18 protein-coding genes and 1 pseudogene are annotated in these 18471 nt (G+C 73.1%); 2 read left to right on the forward strand and 17 right to left on the reverse strand.

What is annotated here, in order from left to right; translation table 11 throughout:
* Window positions 1-126: 126 nt before the first annotated feature.
* From LUZ64_RS16345 to LUZ64_RS16360, 4 genes are all read right to left on the reverse strand, one after another.
* On the reverse strand, window positions 127-1572 hold the full coding sequence (locus LUZ64_RS16345; protein ID WP_095584895.1) for an AI-2E family transporter: 1446 nt from the start codon (window positions 1570-1572) through the stop codon (window positions 127-129).
* Window positions 1573-1741: 169 nt separating this feature from the next.
* Entirely contained in the window at window positions 1742-2473 is a 732-nt protein-coding gene (locus LUZ64_RS16350) for an aggregation-promoting factor C-terminal-like domain-containing protein (RefSeq protein ID WP_087926495.1), read from the reverse strand.
* Between the two features lie 470 nt (window positions 2474-2943).
* On the reverse strand, window positions 2944-4266 hold the full coding sequence (gene phoH2 / locus LUZ64_RS16355; RefSeq protein ID WP_087926496.1) for an RNA 5'-3' helicase PhoH2: 1323 nt from the start codon (window positions 4264-4266) through the stop codon (window positions 2944-2946).
* A 401-nt stretch (window positions 4267-4667) separates the two neighbouring features.
* The gene (locus LUZ64_RS16360; protein WP_095584905.1) at window positions 4668-5429 is read right to left on the reverse strand and encodes an isoprenyl transferase; all 762 of its coding nucleotides are present in this window, start codon (window positions 5427-5429) and stop codon (window positions 4668-4670) included.
* Between the two features lie 111 nt (window positions 5430-5540).
* Between LUZ64_RS16360 and mgrA the strand changes: the two genes are divergently transcribed.
* Window positions 5541-6587 (forward strand): L-glyceraldehyde 3-phosphate reductase, encoded by a 1047-nt coding sequence (mgrA, locus tag LUZ64_RS16365; protein ID WP_095584894.1) that lies wholly within the window; start codon window positions 5541-5543, stop codon window positions 6585-6587.
* Window positions 6588-6938: 351 nt separating this feature from the next.
* Here the strand turns inward: mgrA and LUZ64_RS16370 are convergent.
* The 3 genes and pseudogenes from LUZ64_RS16370 to LUZ64_RS16380 all read right to left on the reverse strand — a co-directional run.
* Window positions 6939-7736: pseudogene (locus LUZ64_RS16370) on the reverse strand (MFS transporter); the annotation flags it as partial.
* A gap of 46 nt (window positions 7737-7782) precedes the next feature.
* Window positions 7783-8364 (reverse strand): TetR/AcrR family transcriptional regulator, encoded by a 582-nt coding sequence (locus LUZ64_RS16375; RefSeq protein ID WP_095584892.1) that lies wholly within the window; start codon window positions 8362-8364, stop codon window positions 7783-7785.
* A 41-nt stretch (window positions 8365-8405) separates the two neighbouring features.
* Window positions 8406-9134, reverse strand: coding sequence for a prepilin peptidase (locus LUZ64_RS16380; protein ID WP_232390261.1), 729 nt, complete (start codon window positions 9132-9134; stop codon window positions 8406-8408).
* 89 nt (window positions 9135-9223) lie between these two features.
* Here LUZ64_RS16380 and LUZ64_RS16385 point away from each other — a divergent pair, with 89 nt between their 5' ends.
* A complete protein-coding gene (locus tag LUZ64_RS16385) occupies window positions 9224-9595 on the forward strand; it encodes a DUF192 domain-containing protein (protein WP_232390262.1) in 372 nt (123 codons plus the stop codon).
* Window positions 9596-9786: 191 nt separating this feature from the next.
* Here the strand turns inward: LUZ64_RS16385 and LUZ64_RS16390 are convergent, their stop codons facing one another.
* From LUZ64_RS16390 to LUZ64_RS37515, 10 genes are all read right to left on the reverse strand, one after another.
* Window positions 9787-11022: a hypothetical protein gene (locus tag LUZ64_RS16390; protein ID WP_232390088.1), complete on the reverse strand. Its 1236-nt coding sequence runs from the start codon at window positions 11020-11022 to the stop codon at window positions 9787-9789.
* Entirely contained in the window at window positions 11019-11999 is a 981-nt protein-coding gene (locus LUZ64_RS16395; RefSeq protein ID WP_211305044.1) for a putative endonuclease domain-containing protein, read from the reverse strand. Before LUZ64_RS16395 ends, LUZ64_RS16390 begins: the two co-directional genes overlap by 4 nt.
* 78 nt (window positions 12000-12077) lie before the next feature.
* Complete coding sequence (locus LUZ64_RS16400) at window positions 12078-12707, reverse strand: OmpA family protein (RefSeq protein ID WP_095581789.1); 630 nt, start codon at window positions 12705-12707, stop codon at window positions 12078-12080.
* On the reverse strand, window positions 12704-13300 hold the full coding sequence (locus LUZ64_RS16405; protein ID WP_095581790.1) for a hypothetical protein: 597 nt from the start codon (window positions 13298-13300) through the stop codon (window positions 12704-12706). The genes LUZ64_RS16400 and LUZ64_RS16405 overlap by 4 nt, the downstream gene beginning before the upstream one ends.
* 154 nt (window positions 13301-13454) lie before the next feature.
* Window positions 13455-14177 (reverse strand): pilus assembly protein TadG-related protein, encoded by a 723-nt coding sequence (locus LUZ64_RS16410; protein WP_095581791.1) that lies wholly within the window; start codon window positions 14175-14177, stop codon window positions 13455-13457.
* Window positions 14174-14338 carry a Flp family type IVb pilin gene (locus tag LUZ64_RS16415; protein WP_107422008.1) on the reverse strand — a complete coding sequence of 55 codons (165 nt, stop codon included), beginning with the start codon at window positions 14336-14338 and terminating at the stop codon, window positions 14174-14176. Before LUZ64_RS16415 ends, LUZ64_RS16410 begins: the two co-directional genes overlap by 4 nt.
* 228 nt (window positions 14339-14566) lie before the next feature.
* On the reverse strand, window positions 14567-15454 hold the full coding sequence (locus tag LUZ64_RS16420; RefSeq protein WP_095585081.1) for a DUF5936 domain-containing protein: 888 nt from the start codon (window positions 15452-15454) through the stop codon (window positions 14567-14569).
* 11 nt (window positions 15455-15465) lie between these two features.
* Window positions 15466-16404 (reverse strand): type II secretion system F family protein, encoded by a 939-nt coding sequence (locus LUZ64_RS16425; RefSeq protein ID WP_095585082.1) that lies wholly within the window; start codon window positions 16402-16404, stop codon window positions 15466-15468.
* Between the two features lie 5 nt (window positions 16405-16409).
* Complete coding sequence (locus LUZ64_RS16430) at window positions 16410-17753, reverse strand: TadA family conjugal transfer-associated ATPase (protein ID WP_095585083.1); 1344 nt, start codon at window positions 17751-17753, stop codon at window positions 16410-16412.
* A complete protein-coding gene (locus LUZ64_RS37515; RefSeq protein ID WP_095585084.1) occupies window positions 17750-18469 on the reverse strand; it encodes a TadE/TadG family type IV pilus assembly protein in 720 nt (239 codons plus the stop codon). Before LUZ64_RS37515 ends, LUZ64_RS16430 begins: the two co-directional genes overlap by 4 nt.
* Window positions 18470-18471 lie beyond the last annotated feature (2 nt).

An 18471-nucleotide genomic window follows, 5' to 3' on the forward strand; every position in this document is an offset into this window, starting at 1 on the left:
CGCCGCCCGGAGCACAAAACGGAACGGTCCGCCGACCATCAGGTCGGCGGACCGTTCCGTTTTGTCGTTCCCCCCGCGCGGGAACGTCCGGCGCGGAGCCGGGCTCCGCGCCGGACGGACTCCGCGTCAGGTCCGCGGGGACTCCTCGCCCGGTGGCGCACCGGGCGGCGCCGCGCCCGCGGCCACCGCCTCCGCGGTCACCGCGGCCGGCTCCTCCGGCCGGGGGCCGTCGGCCGCCGCCGCTCGCAGGGCGTTCTCCTTGGCGTGGGCCCGTAGATAGCCGACGACCGTGTTGGTGACGGCGGCCAGCGGGACCGCGACCACCGCGCCGCCGATGCCCGCGACCAGCGAGCCCGCGGCCACCGAGAGGACCACCGCGAGCGGGTGGACCCGCACCGCCCGGCCCAGGATGAAGGGCTGGAGGACATGGCCCTCGATCTGCTGCACCGCGAGCACCACGACCAGCACCATCATCGCCGTGAAGACATCGCGCGTCACCAGCGCCACGACCACCGCCAGCGCGCCGGAGACCACCGCGCCGACGAGGGGGATGAAGGCGAAGAGGAAGATGAACACGGCCAGCGGCACGGCCAGCGGCACATCGAGGAAGAACAGCCCTATGCCGATGAAGATCGCGTCGATCAGGGCCACTATCACCGTGCCGCGCACATACGCCGTCAGCGTCGCCCACGCGCGCGGGCCCGCGCCCGCCACGCCCTCGCGGGCCGCCGCCGGGAACAGCTTGAGCAGCCACTCCCAGATCTTCGGGCCGTCGTAGAGCAGGAAGAGCGTGCTGAACATCGCCAGCAGGATGCCGGTGAGTACCTCGATGATGACCTGGACGCCCTCGATGCCCGCCGAGGTGATGTCCTTGGTGTTGGTGCCGATCGCCTGACTGAGGTTGTCGGCGATGTTGTTGATCTGGTCCTCGGTGACGTGGAACGGGCTGTTGAGGAGCCAGTGCTTGAGGTCCTTGATGCCCTGCTGGACCTGCTTGGACAGGTCGTCGAGGTTCTCCGTCACCTGCCAGACCACGAACCAGCCGACCAGGCCCATGACCACGAACCCGGAGATGAAGGTCATCGCCGTGGCCAGGCCGCGAGGCACGCCGCGCCGTTTGAGCAGGGCGACGGTGGGCTGGAGCAGCGCCGTGATGAGCAGCGCCGCGGTGAAGGCGAGCACCACCAGCTGGACCGCGCTGATCACCCGCATCAGCACCCAGAGCGTGCCGGCGAGGATCAGCAGCCGCCACGCCACCTCGGCCGCGACGCGCACGCCCCAGGGGACGGTGGCCACCGGGTCGGGGCGCGCGGCGACGGCCGGAGCATAGCCGGGCGGCGGCGGTACGTGTTCGGCCGGGGCCGCCGCGGGCGGCGGCACGGCGGCGCCCGTACCGGCGGCCGCCGGTACGGGGGCCGCGGCGGGCACGGGTTCGGGGCGGGAGGGCGGCGGGCTCACCGCGTCCGGCGTCTCCGCCGTACCCGGGTCCTCGCCCTTCCGGGCTTCGAGACGGTCGGCGAGGCGGGACAGGCCCGCTCCCACCCCCCCGACCAATCTTGGCAATCTGGACATTTCTCTTCCTTTACCCCCACTCCCCCGCGGCCATGGGGACGACGTTACCTGCGCCCGCTGTCATCGATGCCGACAGGCGTCGGGGGGAAGACACACGGGACCCCCGGCCGGGTTCCGGCCGGGGGTCCCGCGAAAGGCGTGGAAGCTACCGTAGGTACGGCCTAGGCGGCTAGTACCACTGGTTGGCCTGCCAGAACGACCAGGCGCCGCAGGGGCTGCCGTAGCGCTCGTTCATATAGCCGAGGCCCCACTTGATCTGGGTGGCGGGGTTGGTCCGCCAGTCGGCGCCGGCCGACGACATCTTGGAGGCGGGCAGCGACTGCACCAGACCGTAGGCGCCCGAGGAGGCGTTGGTCGCGGTGTAGTCCCAGCTGCTCTCGTTGTTCACGATGTTGCTGAAGCACTGGAACTGGTCACCGGGGACCATCTGCCGCGCCATCGCCTGGACCTCGGCGGTGGAATAGGAGCTCTTGACCGCGAAGTCGGAGGCGTCGCGCGCGGCGGACCGGCTGCCGACCTCGTCCTTCTTCTCGCGCTCCTCGGCGTCCTTCTTCGCCTGCTCCTTCTCCTCCGCCTCCTTCTTCGCAGCGGCGTCCGCGGCGTCCTTCTTGGCGGTGGCGTCCTCGGCGGCCTGCTTGCGCGCGGCCTCCTCGGCACCCTTCTTCGCGGCCGTGTCCGCCGCGTCGGACTGGGTGTCCGCCTGCTGCGTCAGGGAAGCGGTCTGCGCCTGGACGTTGTGTCCGACGGGGATCTCCGCGAGGAGCGTCGCGTCGGCTGCGGTGGCCTCGACCTGAGGGGTCGTGCCCTGGTCGCTGCCCGAGGCGACACCAACGACGGCGCCGACGGTGGTGACCGCGGTGGCGGACGCCACGGCGAATCCCCGGACCGAAATCCGGCTCACACGGTTTCCTTCCAGCGTCGCCCGCATAGGTGACCTCGCGGACGCAATCGTGCCCCTGGCGCTGGCCTCCGTCGTGCCGGTCCCGTGGAGCGGTGGAACCGACTGGTCACAGAAGGCGCTGACCCGGTGGGGCCTCCCGCGAGGGAGGTCCGTGTGACGCTCGGGCGGCATACGGCGACGCTGTTCAGTTCTGTGGTGTCGCACCCCAAGGAGGTGCGGTGGTGCCGTATGCGGGGGCCTGACAGGACCCAGACTTTGCCCGACCGGGACGCCCCGAGGCAATTCCGCGTTGCGTGGGAAAGCTCACACGCCGTTTACGCCTGGGATTTCCCGGAAAGCGGAGCGCCGCACAACAGCGCGCGGCTAAGCTCCTTCGCTTTGCCGCGCGCTGTCGTCAAGCCGCCGTCCGCGGGGGCTTCATGAAGGGCCCGCTCCGGCATCCCGGAGACGACGGACGAGACGGATCCGTATCAGATACGGCCGTCCTCCAGCATTTCGGTCACCAGCGCCGCGATCGGGGAACGCTCCGAACGCGTCAGAGTGACATGCGAGAAGAGCGGATGACCCTTCAGCTTCTCGACGACGGCGACCACTCCGTCGTAACGCCCCACGCGCAGGTTGTCGCGCTGTGCCACGTCGTGGGTGAGAACCACCCGTGAATTGGCCCCGATACGCGACAGAACGGTCAGCAGGACATTCCTTTCGAGCGACTGGGCCTCGTCCACGATCACGAATGCGTCATGCAATGACCGGCCGCGGATATGGGTGAGCGGCAGCACTTCCAGCATGCCGCGCCCGACGACCTCCTCGATCACCTCGGCGCTCGTCACCGCCGAGAGGGTGTCGAAGACGGCCTGGGCCCACGGGCTCATCTTCTCGGCCTCGCTGCCGGGCAGATAGCCCAACTCCTGGCCGCCCACCGCGTACAGCGGCCGGAAGACCATCACCTTGCGGTGCTGCCGCCGCTCCAGGACGGCCTCCAGCCCGGCGCACAGCGCCAGCGCCGACTTGCCGGTGCCGGCCCGGCCGCCCATGGACACGATGCCGATGTCCGGGTCCAGGAGCATGTCCAGGGCGACGCGCTGCTCGGCGCTGCGGCCGTGGATGCCGAACGCCTCCCGGTCGCCGCGGACCAGCCGTACGGAGCCGTCGGCGGCCACCCGGCCGAGGGCCTTGCCGCGCTCGGACTGGAGAACCAGACCCGTGTGCACCGGCAGTTCCGCCGCCTCCGGGACGTCGATGGCCTCGGTGGCGTAGAGCTCGTCGACCTGCTCGGCGGTGACGGCGAGCTCCGCCATGCCCGTCCAGCCCGAGTCCGTGATGGCGAGCTCGGCGCGGTACTCCTCCGCCAGCAGGCCGACCGCGGACGCCTTGATGCGCAGGGGCAGGTCCTTGGACACGACCGTGACGTCGTAGCCCTCCGCCTGGAGATTGCGGGCGACCGCGAGAATGCGCGAGTCGTTGTCGCCGAGGCGGAACCCGGCGGGCAGTATGCCCGTGTCCGAGTGGTTGAGCTCGACCCTGAGCGTCCCGCCCAACTCACCGATCGGAATCGGTGAGTCGAGGCGGCCGAATTGCACCCGGTATCCGTCCAGCAGACGCAGCGCCTGCCGGGCGAAATAACCGAGCTCGGGGTGGTGCCTCTTGGCCTCCAGCTCCGTGACCACCACCACGGGCAGCACGACCTCGTGCTCCTCGAAGCGGGACATGGCGCCTGGGTCGGCCAGCAGGACGCTGGTGTCGAGGACATAGGTGCGCCGGTCGTTCTCACGGCGCTTCTTGCTGGTCACCACGGGTGGACGAACCCCCTCGGGGAGAGGTCGGGGCGCGACGGCGTCGCCGGGGAATGGGCCGGGTCGATGCCCTTCGAGGGCCGGACGCCGGCCCTCCGCGTCGTCCGCGCGACCTGTCGGGTCCGCACGGTCCGCACGGTCGTCGTCCGTGTGCAAAGGGCCTCCCGGGCGGGCGGCCCCATGCCGCCCGCTGGCAGAGCGACGGTCTTTGGACAGACCGTCGACCTGGAGGGGATATTCCCGCTGGACCGCTTGACCATGCAACGGCATATGCGACGGCGAGATGAACCCTTGTTCCGCCGGCCTCCGGAGCAGCCGCTCCGGCCCTCGGTTCCGACCTGTCAACCGGCTTGTCCGCCGCCCCTGACGGACGCTTTGCCGGGCCCTTCGCGAACCTCTCGTCAGCCGCCGTAACGACGGTGCCGCGCCGCGTAATCCCGTAGTGCGCGAAGGAAGTCGACCTTCCGGAAAGCCGGCCAGAAGACTTCGCAGAAGTAGTACTCGGAGTGCGCGCTCTGCCAGAGCATGAATCCGGACAGACGCTGTTCGCCACTGGTGCGGATGACCAGATCCGGGTCGGGCTGACCGCGTGTGTAGAGGTGCTTGGAGATGTGCTCGACGTCGACGGTCTCGGCCAGTTCCTCGAAGGAGGAGCCGTTCTCGGCGGCTTCGAGCACCAGCGACCGCACCGCGTCCGCGATCTCCTGCCGGCCGCCGTAGCCGACGGCCACGTTGACCAGTATTCCGTCGACGCCGAGGGTGTCCTGCTCGGCCTCCTTCAGCACCGACTGGGTGCGCGGCGGCAGCAGGTCCATGGTGCCCACGTGGTGGACGCGCCAGCGCCCGTCGGCGGCCAGGCCGCGGACCGTGTTCTCGATGATGCCGAGCAGCGGCTTGAGCTGATCGGCCGGCCGGTCCAGGTTGTCGGTCGAGAGCATCCAGAGGGTGACGACCTCGACGTCGGTCTCGGCGCACCAGCCGAGCAGCTCCGAGATCTTGTCCGCGCCCGCCTGGTGCCCCTGCTCGAGCGTGCGGCCGTCGGCCCGCGCCCAGCGTCGGTTGCCGTCCAGGATGACGCCGATGTGCTTGGGCACCTGGGCGTGGTCGAGGCGGCCTTCCACCCGGCGTGCGTAGAGCCTGTACACCAGGTCGCGCAACTTCACGTCTTCCAGCCCCTCCATGCCACGGCGGTCGCCCCGAGGGCGCCACATTACTGCCCGCGTGTCACGAGGACCCAACTCGGCCTGTCACAGGTCCGTGATAGTCAGATACACATGACCGATTCCACTCATTCCGCGCACTATCGCGCGGCCGAATCCCGCTACGACTCGATGGAGTACCGGCGTACGGGGCGCAGCGGCCTCAAGCTGCCGGCCATCTCCCTGGGACTGTGGCACAACTTCGGCGACGACCGCTCCCTGGAGTCGCAGCGCGCCATTCTCCGCCGCGCCTTCGACCTGGGCGTCACCCACTTCGACCTGGCCAACAACTATGGCCCGCCGCCGGGCTCCGCCGAGGTGAACTTCGGCAAGATCTTCGCCCAGGACTTCCGGTCGTACCGTGACGAAATGGTGCTCTCCACCAAGGCCGGATATCTCATGCACCCGGGTCCGTACGGGGAGTGGGGTTCGCGGAAGTACCTGCTCTCCTCGCTCGACGCGTCGCTGGGCCGGATGGGTGTCGACTACGTCGACATCTTCTACTCGCACCGCTTCGATCCGGAGACCCCGCTGGAGGAGACGATGGGCGCCCTCGCGTCCGCCGTGCGGCAGGGGAAGGCGCTCTACGCGGGCGTGTCGTCGTACAACGCCGAGCAGACCCGTGAAGCGGCCCGGCTGCTGCGCGAGATGGGTGTCCCGGCCCTGATCCACCAGCCTTCCTACTCGATGATCAACCGCTGGACGGAGGACGACGGCCTGCTGGACACCCTGGAGGCGGAGGGCATGGGCTGCATCTCCTTCGCTCCGCTCGCCCAGGGCCTGCTGACCGACAAGTACCTGCACGGCGTCCCGGAGGGCTCCCGCGCCTCGCAGGGCAAGTCGCTCGACCCGGGCCTGCTGACGGACGACGTCGTGGAGCGGCTGCACGGGCTGAACACCATCGCGGAGCGCCGTGGGCAGTCCCTGGCCCAGCTGGCCCTGACGTGGGTGCTGCGCGACCCGCGGATGACCTCGGCGCTGATCGGCGCGTCCAGCGTGCGTCAGCTGGAGGCGAATGTCGCCGCGCTCGGGACGTCGAAACTGACCGACGAGGAGCTGTCCGAGATCGACTCCTTCGCGGTGAGTACCGAAGGTGTCAACATCTGGGCCCGACGCGGCTGAAACCCGACGGGTCTCCGTTCCGTCACGCACCGTGACGCCCGGGCAGAAAAACGGGCCGGTCCGTGGGGGGGATACGGACCGGCCCGAGGGGGGGTTTCCACCTTAACCGCTCGGAGCACGTGTTCCGCGCACCGGCGGGGGTGACGGCGCGCGCCGTGCTGACACTGGGTGACGTTGTTGATCTTGAACGGGGCGGTACGGACGGTCGCTTCGGGGCCCGTGAGGCCCGCCAGCACTGGCCCTACGGCGTAGAACCGGCCACGACGGGGCCGATCGGAATCCCGCTCTCCAGCCTTTCTAAAAACGTCCTGAAAAGTCACCCTCGCTTGACGCGTTTGGCTGTTTTTGGCGTCACGCGTGGACACTTTCGGTAGCGAGCTCGGCGTTTTGCGCCAGATGTCCATTCCGGGTGGGCCGACCGGGGACAAGCGCGGGGACGAGAGTGGCGAGACCGATCAGGGCCGGCGCGGCGCCGAGCCGGAGCGGGGCCCGCAGACCGAACGGACCGATCACCAGACCGCCCACCCATGACCCGATACCGCCCGCCCATGACCCGATGGTGACGCCGAGGGTGATGAAGGTGCTGGTGGAGAGGGTCAGCCAGAGCTTCGGGTTCCGGAAGGCCCCCAGCTCGTGACGGAGGCTCCCGCCGCCCTCGGAGCGCTCCGGCCGGGGCGCACCGGCGAGGGTGCGGAGCGCGGCGGCCACGGTCAGGGCGGCGATGGCCCAGAAGGCGGCGCGCCGGCCCAGCCGCTCGCCGATCAGTGTGGCCAGGGGCATCCCGAGCAGGGTGCCGAGCATCAGCCCGTTCAGGGCGACGGCCATGGCCCGGCCGCGGACCTCCGGGCGGGTCAGCTGGGCGCAGATCGAGAGGGCGACGCCGAAGAACGCCTGGGAGGCGACGCCGCCTATGACGCGCGCCGCCGGCATGACCCCGTAGTCGGGCGCCGCGGCCGCCATGACGGTGCCGGCCAGGGAGACGGCGAACAGGAAGAGCGGCGCCCACTTCTGGCGCGTCCTCAGCACGGCCACGGTCAGCAGGGGGCCGCCGAGGGCCATGGCCACCGCGAAGGCGGTGATGAGGTAGCCGATCTCGGGGACGGTGACGTCCAGCCCCTCGGCCATCTGCGGCATCAGTCCGGCGACGACGAACTCGCCGCCGGCGCGCCTTCGGGCGCGCGGCCGCGCCCGGGGCTCAGAGGGCGTCGACCGTGGTGCGGGCGATGCCCTCCAGCGCCGCCCGCCCGATGCCGGCGCGCGCCGAGACCCGCATACCCCCGATGGCGGCGGCCACGAAGTGCGCGAGCGTACGGGCGTCCTTGGCGGTGTCGATGTCGCCGTCGCGCTGCCCGGCCTCCAGGGCGGCCGTCAGCGCCTCCAGGCGGCGCCGGTAGTCACGCTCCAGCTCGCGCGCCACCTCGGCGTCGCGGGCGGCCAGCTCCACCGCGGTGTTGACGAACAGACAGCCGCGACCGTCCTCGGCGTGCGCGCACTCCTCCTCGACGATGCGCTCCAGCATCGCGCGGACCTTCTCCCGCGCCGGGAGGTCCGATTCGAGCAGCTCGGTCAGCGAGGCGGTCTTCGTCTCCAGATAGCGCCCCAGGGCCCGCTGGAAGAGGTCGTGCTTGCTCTTGAAGGCGTTGTAGATGCTGCTCCTGCCCAGACCGGTGGCGTCGCACAGATCCTGGGTGGAGGTCGCTTCGTACCCGGCGGTCCAGAACGCCTCCATCGCCGCGTCGACCGCCCGCTCCTCGTCGAACTTCCTGGGTCGGGCCATGAAACGACCGTAACATGTTTTGGATCGATTGATCTAAAAGATCAGGCGGTGACCGCCGCGCCGCCCAGCAGCACCCCCAGCCACGCACCCGCGATCATGAACGGCCCGAAGGCCAGCGCCGTCCCGCGCGCGGCCCGCCGCGTCACCAGCAGCGCCGTGCCGTACAGCGAGCCGAGCAGCAGCCCCGCGAACGCGCCCGCGAAGACCACCGGCCAGCCGTACCAGCCGAGGGCGCAGCCCAGGCCGAGCGCGAGCTTCACGTCCCCGAACCCCATCCCGCCCGGATGGACCAGGAACAGCACCAGATAGCCCCCTCCCATCGCCAGGCCGCCCAGCAGGGCCCCCGCCCAGGAGCCCGCGGCCCCGGGTATGAGCGCGGCCGCCCCCAGCAGGGCCGCCACCCCGGCGGCCAGCGGCAGCGTCAGGACGTCGGGCAGCCGCCGCACCGAGCGGTCGACCGCCGCCAGCAGCACCGCCACGGGCGCGGCCAGCAGCCACACCGCCAGCTCGGGGCGGGCGCCCGCGGCGGCGGCGAGCCCCGCGCAGCCCAGCGCCGTGGCCACCGCGGGCCACCGCGCTCCCCCGCCGTACCCCACCCCGCACACCCCGCAGCGGGACCGGCCCAGCCAGCCCCCGACGGCGTGCCCGCACGGCCCGGCCGACCGCCAGGGCTCCTCCGGCTCCACGCTCAGCCGATACCGCGCCCGGGCGACGACCCGCCCGGCCAACGCCCCGTACACGGCCGCGAGGACGACTAACAGCGCATCCATGACCCGAGATTACGGACGATCGCCGGTCCCCGCCGGAGCCTGTGGATAAAGTGCCGTGAGGCCCCGGCTCCGCGCGGAAGGACCATGGCATGCCCCGATGGCGGGACGGCACCGGCCTGCTCCTCCTCCCCGGTCCCCCCGGCGTCCCCGAACCCCCTCCGGTCCCACTGGAGATCGCCTCCTCCTACCGCGCCCGCACGCGGGGGCTCCTCGGCCGGGACGGCGTCGAGGGGGCGCTGCTCCTCACGCCGGCGTCCTCCGTCCACACGTTCCGGATGCGGTTCGCGATCGATGTGGCCTATCTGGACCGGGAGTTGACGGTGCTGGCGGTCCGGACGATGGTTCCGGGGCGGTTGGGGTGGCCGCGGGTTCGGGGGCGGCATGTGCTGGAGGCTTCGGCGGGGGCGTGGGGGCGGTGGGGTGTGGGGGTGGGAACGCGGGTGGGGGTGCGGGTCGGGTGACGGGTGGGGTGCGGGGCCTTTTCCCCACCCCGCCCCTTCCCGAAGCGGGGCTCCGCCCCGGACCCCGGTCCTCAAGCGCCGGACGGGCTGATTTCAGCCCGTCTGGGGGCACCTCCCAGCGGTAGCTGGGGGAGCTTGAGGACATTCGGGAAGGGGCGGGGTGGGGAAAAGGCCCGCCGCAGGCGCCCCCCCTACCCCCGCCGCACCCGCACCGTCCAGACCCCCAGCCCCAGCAGCAACACCGACCCGACCCCCACCCCCGCATAGCCGACCACCCGCAACGCCCCACCCCCGCCCTCACCGCTCCTCGCCGCCGTCGCCCCGCCTTCGGAAGACTTGCGGACCGGCCCCGCGGACACCCGCGCGTCGGCGACGTCGACGTCGAGGGTGACCGGCACCGCACCCGAACCACCCCGCCCCACCTTGGGGTTCAGGCTCACCTGAAGGTAGTACCAGCCCGCGAAGCGCATCCCCCGCACCGCGTCCCCGCCCCCGCCTCCTCCCCCCGCGCCCGCGGGAGGGGTCGCCAGCGAGAGCGTCGCGTCCCGCCCTTGATAGCCGGCCGTCTTGTTCATGACGTATCCGCGGGCGGTGTTGCTCAGCCCCAGCCGCACCCCGCTGATCACGTACGGGGCGGTGCCGTCGTCCCCCGCGCCCGCGAACCGCGCGCTGGCGAACAGCTGCCGGCCGGTGTCGACCGAGACCCGGTAGAAGCGCGTCTCGCCGGGGCGGAGTTCGTCCTTCCAGGCCCCGGCCCGGATCTCCGCCGCGTCGTTGAACCCGGAGCCTCCGACGACCTCCGCAGCCGTGCGGCGCGACCGGGGCGGAGGCTGTGAGCTCCAGGCTCCGGAGGACGTCGCGGCGTCTTCGGGCCGCGCCGCCGGCCCCGTCTCGTACCGCAGCTCGACGGGCACGGCCGCCGTGTCCCCGCCCGCCGCGTCGCCCCGCCGCACCACGAAGCGGTACGTGCCCGCGGCGCCGCAGGGCGCGCCCTGCCGGACCACCCGCTCCGCGTAGTCGGCGACGGGATAGGCGCCGCCCGCCGACAGGAACGTACGGTGCCGGCCGGCCCCGCACGGGGTGCCGGCCGCGTCCTCCAGGACCACGTCGATGCCGTCCCGCGTGCCCATCGTGGCACCGGGCCGGGGCACGGCCACCGCCGAGACGTAGGCGCTGGAACCGGCGTCCAGCTCGACGCTGTAGTACTTGCGCTCGCCGGGCCTGACGCTGTCCGTGTACGTGGCGGAGCCCGGCCTCAGTAACGGCCCGCCGGTGGCGCTCCCGGAGCCGCGGACCTCCTGCGCGCCCGGCGCCATCCGGTAGACCGGCACGGCGCCCGCGCCCCTGCCCTGCCCGGCCGCCCCGGCGCTCCCGGCCGCCGCCAGCACCCCCAGCGCGGCCGTTCCGACGAGCCAGCAGCCCCTCATCTCCCGCCTCCCTCAGCAGTCCCCGGCCTCAGCGGTGCCCCATCCTGCCCTGCGGTGCGCGGCGGGCGCGAGGGTTCCGCACGGAGGCCGGCGAGGGCCGCCTCGATGGTGCGGACGGTGAGCCTGGGGCGGTGGAAGACGTCGTCGCGGGTGAAGCGGAGGAGCCGCCGGAGCTCCGGGCAGCCGGCCAGGTCGTTGAAGCGCATCGTGTCGTTCTGGTGGGCCGCCCGGCTGCCGTGCCAGGTGAAGCCCTCGATCTCGACGCCCAGCCCCTCCGCACGGAAGAGGAAGTCCAGCCGCGCCGTCCTGCCGCGCGCCGTGACCACCTCGGCCTGCGACTCCGGCCGGAGTCCGGCGCCGCGCATCTCCAGCCGTGCCTTGGTCTCCGCCGGGGAGCCGCATCCGGCGTCCGTGAGCGCGAGGGCCCGCCGCGCCCGGCGCGTGCCGGGGCGGCGCGAGGAGGCGGCCAGGGAGGCCTCGACCTCGCCGGTGTCCACCGCGCCCCGGGCGAGCGCGGAGTCCGCGGCGATGACGCCCTCCTCCAGGGGGAGCGTCCGCAGCAGGTCGCAGACCGTCCGCACGGGTGTCGTGACGCGTACCCCGGCGACGGCGGTGACCTCCTCCTCGGCCACCGGGATCCCGTGCACCACGGCCCCCGCGGCCCGCCGCCCCCGGCCGGGCGCGGTCAGCTCCGCGCCGTACGGCCGCAGCAGCGCGATGCCGTGGGCCGCGGCGGCCGAGCTGTGGCTGGCCACCAGCTCGGGGTGGCGCAGCTGCCAGGCGCGCAGCCGCAGCGGCAGGTCGACCACCCGCCCGGGCTCCGCCCAGGCCCCCGGGAGGATCCGGCTCCAGCCCGCCCGCCGCAGCGACCGGGCCACCCCGTCCGCCCGCAGCCCGGCGCCGGCGGCCTGCGCGGCCAGCACGATCCCGCCCTGTGCGGCGGCCACTTCGCGCAGCCTCCGCTGATCCGCCCTCATCGCCCCAGGAGACCGCACCCGCCCGGCATCGCGCGAGCCCTGTGGATAACCCCCGCCGCCCGTACGGGTGACGGGCGTTCAGCCGCGCCGCGGGAAGCTGACCTCCACCCGCCGGTTCTTCCGGCGCCCCTCCTCGGTGGCGTTGTCGGCGATCGGGAACAGCTCGCCGTAGCCGCGGATCTGGTAGCTGACGCCGGACGAGCCGACGTTCTCGGCCAGTTGCCGCTGGACCGCGTTGGCACGCTCCTTGGACAGGGCGACGCCGTGGGCGGTGGAGCCGAGGTTGTCGGTGAAGCCGAAGACCCTCAGGGTGGTGGCGCGCTGCTTGGTGACCTCGTCCGCGATGGCCCGGATCTTCGAGTGGGCGTCCGTGCCGAGGGAGGCGCTGTCCTTGTCGAAGAGGACCTCGGCCTGGAGGGCGAAGGTGACGGCGACGTTGGTGTCCTCGCGGCGCTCGTCGCCGTCGCCCGTCTCGACCACGGACTTGATGTCGAGGACCCGCCCGGGGGCCAGTTCGGCGCCGGAGCGCATCTTCAGGTCGGGGTCCTTACGGTCGATCCGCACCGGCGGGGACGTGTCGGCGGCGCTGCCGGGACCGCTGTCCGCGCGGGCGGTGACGGCGGGCGCGGTGGCGGCCAGCATGGCGGTGGTCACGGCCGCCGCGGCGGCGGCGCGGCGGATCGCCCGGGGCGTCACGGCCTGCCTCATCCCGAGATCCGCACACGGACGGACGGCATGGTCGGCAGCTGGAAGTCGACGGCCGTGACGCTCTCGGGCGGCGCCGGGAACTGCGCGAAGACCGGCCGGCTCTCCTTGGGCTTGATGTTGGTCAGGCCCGTGCTGCACAGACATTCGCCGTCGGTGTCCCGGAGCACCAGATAGCGCTTCTTGCTGGAGCCGTCGACGAGCGAGGCGCCGGAGAGGGAGGAGCGGGACTTCATCTCCGTCTCCTTGGAGAGCCAGTGGATGGCGTTGAAGGGCTTCTGGCCGCGGTTGGTCAGCGTGCCGTCGACCGTCACGAAGCCGCCGTCGTCCCGCCGGGCGGAGGTGAGGGTGATGACGACGCCGTCCGGCCCCTTCATCTCACCTATCGCCCCGGCCGCCGGGGGCGACGCGTCCGCGCCGTCCGACGCCTCCCCCTTCCCCGCCTTGCCGCGCGGGGTGGCCGAGGATCCGGCCGCGCCGGAGTCGTCCGACGCGTCGTCGCCTCCGCCGCAGCCCGCGGCGGTCAGGGTCAGGGCGGCCGCGAGCGCCGCCGCGGCGGCGCCTCTGCGGGCCTTCGTCGTGTGCCGCATGCTCATGGGTCGCGTTCCTTCGTTCGTCGCCGGGCGGGCGGGATCGTCAACGTCAGGCGGCCGGTCCGGGCGGACGGGCCGGTCGGGCCGGTCGTACGGAGGGGTCGGACGGGCCGGTCGTACGGAGGGGTCGAGGTCGGTCGGTGCGGTCCGCCTTCCGTCAGTCCGCCAGGCGGACCGCGAAGAGCGCCCGGGCCGCGCGCGCGAGGTCGCCGGGGCGCGCCGGGTCGATCGTCACGACCTCGCCGCCGCACACGATCTCGACGGGCGCCGGGCGGCCGGGGGACGGCGTTCCCGAAGGCCCGGGCGACACCCCGCCCGAAGGCCGGGGCGACGGCTCCCCGGCGGGCCGACCGGCGGCACAGCGCGGTTCGACCACGGCCCGCGCGGTCGCCGTCGCGTGGGTGTCCTCGGTGCCCGGGACGACGGACCGGCCGACGGGATCGGTGGCCCTTACGGTGACGGTGAAGGCGGCGGGCAGGCCGCCGTCCGGCGGTTCGCAGTCGCCCACCAGACCGGCGCCGTTGAGGGTCGCGTACGAGGCGGCCGCGCCGCAGGCGGCGTCGGGCGAGCCGGCGCGGCCGGTCAGCCAGTCCGTCCACGCGGCGTTCGCGCCGCCGCCTGTCGGATCGCCCGCCAGGTCGCCCGTAAGGCCGCCCAGGGCGGTCAGGAGGCCGGTGCGGAGCTGGTCGCGGTAGCTCTGGGCCGCGGCGAGGGCGGCGGCGTCGGCGGCCGTCTGGGCGCCGTTCTTGTCGGCCCCCGCCCTGCCCACGGCGAAGAACGCGAGCGCGAGGAAGAGCAGGCCCGCCACGGCCGTGAGGTAGACCGGGAACGCCTGCCCCGTGTCGCCCGCCGCGCGGCGGCGTGCCGTCCGGCCGGTCAGCCGCTGGTCACTTCGGTGATCTTGTCGGAGATGGCGCTCGCGATCGCGCTGCCGAAGTCGGTCCGGGTCAGCACGAGGACGATCGCCACCACGACGGCGATGATGCCCAGATACTCGATCGCGGTCTGGCCGCGGTCGTTTCCCAAGAAGCGCTTGCCCATCGTCTTCCCCTCCATCGGCGGCCGGCCCCGGCGGATCCGGTAGCTCCGTCCCCGTGACGCCGCTCACGGCACAAGAAAAGTACGCCGGAACAGCAGTGGCGGAACAGGGCACACGACGCGATACCTCACCCTTCAGGGGGAGTTGACACGCAGGACACCCGGCAGGCCCCCGCATCGCTACCCCCACGCACACCGTCCCACCCCCGCGCCCCACCGGCTTCACCCCTCTCATTTCCCCATGAGGGAGCCGAAGTCCGTCCCCGACCCCAGGAAGAACCCCGCCACCAGCAGGATCATCGTCCCGGGCACCATGAACGTGGTGATCACGACGGTGGCCTTGGGGACGGCGCGCGCCGCACGGCGGCGCGCCTGCTGCGCATCGGTGCGACGCATATCGTCCGCGAGGGCGATCAGGGTGTCGACGATCGGCGCGCCCAGCTCCTCGCCCTGCTGGAGGGCGGTGACGAACTGGGCGACCTGCTCGGAGTCGTTGCGCCGCCGCAGCTCCTCGAAGGCCTGCCGGCGGCTGACGCCCATGTCCATCTGCCGCAGGGTGATCCGCAGTTCGTCCGCCCACGGCCCCTCGTACTTCTCCGAGACCCGGTCGAGGGCCTGCCGGAAGCTCAGCCCCGCGCTCACCACCACCGCGAGGACGTCCAGGAAGTCCGGCAGCGTCCGGTCGATCGCGTCCTTGCGCTCGCGCACCGCCGCCCAGATGCCGACCTCGATCCAGAACAGGCCGAAGGCGCCCAGCAGCAGCGCGAGGAGCACCTCACCGTCCAGCAGCATCACCAGCGCGCCGCCGAAGCCCAGGGCACCGTAGACCGCCCGTCGCGCCGCGTAGCGGTCGACGGTCAGGCCGCCCGGGTTCCCGGCCCGGTCGATGCGCCCGCGGACCTTCGCGACCCGCTTCTCACCCATCATCCGCAGCACCAGCGGCGCGTACCGCATGCCCAGCCGGTCGACCGCGGACCCCACGGCCGTGGTCCGGGTCGCGCCGACCTCCAGGGCCAGCGCCAGGTCGGCGGGCAGCCGCGCCTCGCTGCGCCAGAGGGCGACGCCCCCGCAGGCCCCGGCCACCGCCAGCGCGGCCAGCAGCCCCAGCAGAAGACCCATCTCCCCGCCCCTCAGACGTCGATCCTGGACAGCTTGCGGATGACGAGGAAGCCGACCCCGTAGAGGCAGAACGCCGCGACCACGGCCGCCTGCCCGAGGAAGCCGGAGGTCATCCGGTCGATCGACCCCGGCGCGATCCGGTCCATCAGCAACAGGGTGCCGATGCCCATCAACGGGACGACGTAGGCCGTGACGGTCACCTGGGACAGCTGTGTACGGACCTCACGGCGCGTCTCCTTCCGCTCCTCCAGCGTGCGGGTGAGGTTGCGCAGCGAGCTGACGACCGTACCGCCCGCCCGGTTCGACAGCACCAGCGTCGTCACCAGCACCACCAGCTCGCGCGAGGGCAGCCGCTCGGCGAGCTCGCCGAGCGCGTCGTCCACCGAGTGCCCGACCGCGAGCTTGTCGGCGACCTTGGCGAGCTCCTCGCCCGCCGGGGCCTCCATCTCCTCCGCCGCCATGGCCAGCGCCGTGCGCAGGGCGAGGCCGGCCTGGGTGGCGTTGGCGAGGATCCGGGAGAGCTCGGGCAGCTGATTGATGAACCGCTCGATCCGCTTTCGCCGCTGCCAGGTCAGGACCCCGGAGGCGGACCAGACCGCGACCCCGCCGGCCAGCGGCCCGAAGAAGGGCGCCAGGGCGCCGGCCGCCACCAGCCACAGACCGGCCGCCGCCGTGACCGTGCCGACCGCGAACTCGGCCGGGGTGACGTCCAGGCCGGTCGACGCGAGCCGCCGCTCCAGGCGGCGCCCCGCGCGCGTCGCCCGCAGCCGCCGGTCGAGTCCGGCGAAGTGCCGCGGCCGGCCCGCGGGCGGCAGGGCGGGGGCGTCGGACAGCCGGTCGACCAGGGCCCTGCGCTGCGCCCGGCCCGCCGCGTACACCAGCAGGCCCGCGATGCCGAGGGCGCAGGCCAGCAGGGTGGCTCCGACCGTAAGGGTGACGAGTCCGTCCATGGCGGCTACCTCTGCCTCGCCTCTCGGAGGGTGAGATCGGTCGGGAAGGCCGCGACGCCGAAGGCCGGCGGTACGGACTCGTCGGCCATCCGCAGCCGTTCCGCGACGCGTTCGGGCACGGGGAAGCAGGAGAACGCGCCGCGCACGATGCGGTCCGAGTCCATCGGCCGGGCGTCGAAGCGGCAGACGGTGGCCAGCCGGTAGTCCTCGCGGCCGTGCGAGTCGAGGAGGGCGATCTCGGCGACCCGCCGGCTGCCGTCGGCCTGCCGGGTGAGCTGGATCAGGCAGTCGACGGCGCTGTTGATCTGGTCCCGCAGCGCCTCGTAGGGGATCTTCACCTCGGACATGGACGCGAGCGTCTGGAGCCGCATCAGCGCGTCCTCGGCGCTGTTGGCGTGGACGGTGGCGAGAGAGCCGTCGTGGCCGGTGGACATGGCCTGGAGCATGTCGAGGGTCTCGCCGCCGCGCACCTCGCCGACAATGATGCGATCGGGGCGCATGCGCAGGGAGTTGCGTACGAGGTCGCGGATGGTGATCCGGCCCTTGCCCTCGACGTTGGGCGGCCGCGATTCGAGGCGGATGACGTGCGCCTGTTGCAGCTGGAGCTCGGCGGCGTCCTCCACGGTGATGATGCGCTCCCCCTCGGGGATCAGCCCGGAGAGCGCGTTGAGCAGCGTGGTCTTGCCGGAGCCGGTGGGCCCGGAGACCACCACGTTGAACTTCGCCCGGACGAGCGCGGAGAGCAGCAGCAGCATCCGCTCGTCCAGCGTGCCCATGCCGATCAGTTCGGGGAGGGTGTACGCGCGGGGGAAGCGGCGGATGGTCAGCGTCGCGCCGTTGAGCGCCAGCGGCGGGATGATGACGTTGACGCGCTCACCGCTGGGCAGCCGGGCGTCGACCATCGGATTCGACTCGTCCACCCGGCGGTTGACGGTCGACACGATCCGCTCGATGGTCTGCATCAGCTGCTCGTGCGAGGCGAAGCGGACGGGCACGAGCTCGACCCGGCCGGCCCGCTCGACGAAGATCTGATCGGGGCCGTTGACCATGATCTCGGTGATCGAGGGGTCCTCCAGCAGCGGTTCGAGGACGCCGAGGCCCAGCGCCTCGTCGACGACGCTGCGGATCAGCCGGTCGCGCTCGGCCGTGGAGAGCACCGGGCCCTCCCGGCTGATGATGTGCCCGAGGACGCGCTCCAGACGGCTGCGGCGCTCACCGGCCGCGAGCGCGGACATCTCGGCGAGGTCGATCTCCTCCAGCAGCTTGGCGCGGTAGACGGGCACGAGGTGGCCCGGCTCCCGGCCGTCCGGCGGCGCTTCCGGGGCGACGATCCGGGCCCGCAGGCTCATGGCGCACTCCTCGGGTTCGGGTACGGGCCCGCGTCGGAGGGGCAGGCCATGGTGGCGCGGCGGGTCACGGTCCGGTCACCGAGGAACGGGAGGACGGCGGGGATCTCGACGGTGACGGTCGCGGTGGTCCGCGCGCCGCCGTCGCACGGGGGCGCCTCCGCGGAGCCGTCCGTCCGCAGCCACCCGCTGAGCGCGGCCCGGCCCGCCTCGCCCGGCGACGTCCGCGGGTCGTCCAGCGTGGCCGTGCGCGCCGCCGCCCGCGCCGCGCTGCCCGCCTGCTGCGCGGCGTACGCGGCGAGCCCCAGCTGCACGGCCGCGAGCCCGACGAGCAGCAGCACGGGCAGGAACCCGAGGAACTCGATGGAAGCGGTACCCCGGTCCCGGACGGGCCGCCGAGAAACACGGGCCCTCGCGTCCGTACGTCCCCGGGCGCCGCCGCCGGGGGCCCGCGCCCCCGCCCCCGTACGGCCCTCGTACCCGGCCGCCCGGCCGGCCCGGGAGCACGGACCGTCGCGGTCGGGCCGGGAGCGGAGGCAGGCGCGGATCCGGGGCGACGGACGGGCCCGGGCGGCCTGCCCCGTGTCCTCCGCATCCGCCCGCCACCGGGCGCGTGGCCGGAGCGTCCGGGGCGCCCCGGACACCTCCGCGCCGCCCGCCCCCGTCCACCGGGTGAGGCCCCGGGGAGCGAGGCCCCTCGCGTCGCGCGCGTCACCCATCG

The sequence above is a fragment of the Streptomyces albireticuli genome, from assembly GCF_021228125.1.
In the GTDB taxonomy this organism is placed as follows: Bacteria; Actinomycetota; Actinomycetes; order Streptomycetales; family Streptomycetaceae; genus Streptomyces; species Streptomyces albireticuli.

What these genes read in the sequence shown, in the direction of transcription:
- LUZ64_RS16345 (WP_095584895.1), bottom strand. Translation starts at nt 1,572, where the DNA reads ATGTCCAGATTGCCAAGATTGGTCGGGGGGGTGGGAGCGGGCCTGTCC.
- mgrA (WP_095584894.1), top strand. Translation starts at nt 5,541, where the DNA reads ATGACCGATTCCACTCATTCCGCGCACTATCGCGCGGCCGAATCCCGC.
- LUZ64_RS16375 (WP_095584892.1), bottom strand. Translation starts at nt 8,364, where the DNA reads ATGGCCCGACCCAGGAAGTTCGACGAGGAGCGGGCGGTCGACGCGGCG.
- LUZ64_RS16380 (WP_232390261.1), bottom strand. Translation starts at nt 9,134, where the DNA reads ATGGATGCGCTGTTAGTCGTCCTCGCGGCCGTGTACGGGGCGTTGGCC.
- LUZ64_RS16385 (WP_232390262.1), top strand. Translation starts at nt 9,224, where the DNA reads ATGCCCCGATGGCGGGACGGCACCGGCCTGCTCCTCCTCCCCGGTCCC.
- LUZ64_RS16390 (WP_232390088.1), bottom strand. Translation starts at nt 11,022, where the DNA reads ATGAGGGGCTGCTGGCTCGTCGGAACGGCCGCGCTGGGGGTGCTGGCG.
- LUZ64_RS16395 (WP_211305044.1), bottom strand. Translation starts at nt 11,999, where the DNA reads ATGAGGGCGGATCAGCGGAGGCTGCGCGAAGTGGCCGCCGCACAGGGC.
- LUZ64_RS16400 (WP_095581789.1), bottom strand. Translation starts at nt 12,707, where the DNA reads ATGAGGCAGGCCGTGACGCCCCGGGCGATCCGCCGCGCCGCCGCCGCG.
- LUZ64_RS16405 (WP_095581790.1), bottom strand. Translation starts at nt 13,300, where the DNA reads ATGAGCATGCGGCACACGACGAAGGCCCGCAGAGGCGCCGCCGCGGCG.
- LUZ64_RS16415 (WP_107422008.1), bottom strand. Translation starts at nt 14,338, where the DNA reads ATGGGCAAGCGCTTCTTGGGAAACGACCGCGGCCAGACCGCGATCGAG.
- LUZ64_RS16420 (WP_095585081.1), bottom strand. Translation starts at nt 15,454, where the DNA reads ATGGGTCTTCTGCTGGGGCTGCTGGCCGCGCTGGCGGTGGCCGGGGCC.
- LUZ64_RS16425 (WP_095585082.1), bottom strand. Translation starts at nt 16,404, where the DNA reads ATGGACGGACTCGTCACCCTTACGGTCGGAGCCACCCTGCTGGCCTGC.
- LUZ64_RS16430 (WP_095585083.1), bottom strand. Translation starts at nt 17,753, where the DNA reads ATGAGCCTGCGGGCCCGGATCGTCGCCCCGGAAGCGCCGCCGGACGGC.
- LUZ64_RS37515 (WP_095585084.1), bottom strand. Translation starts at nt 18,469, where the DNA reads ATGGGTGACGCGCGCGACGCGAGGGGCCTCGCTCCCCGGGGCCTCACC.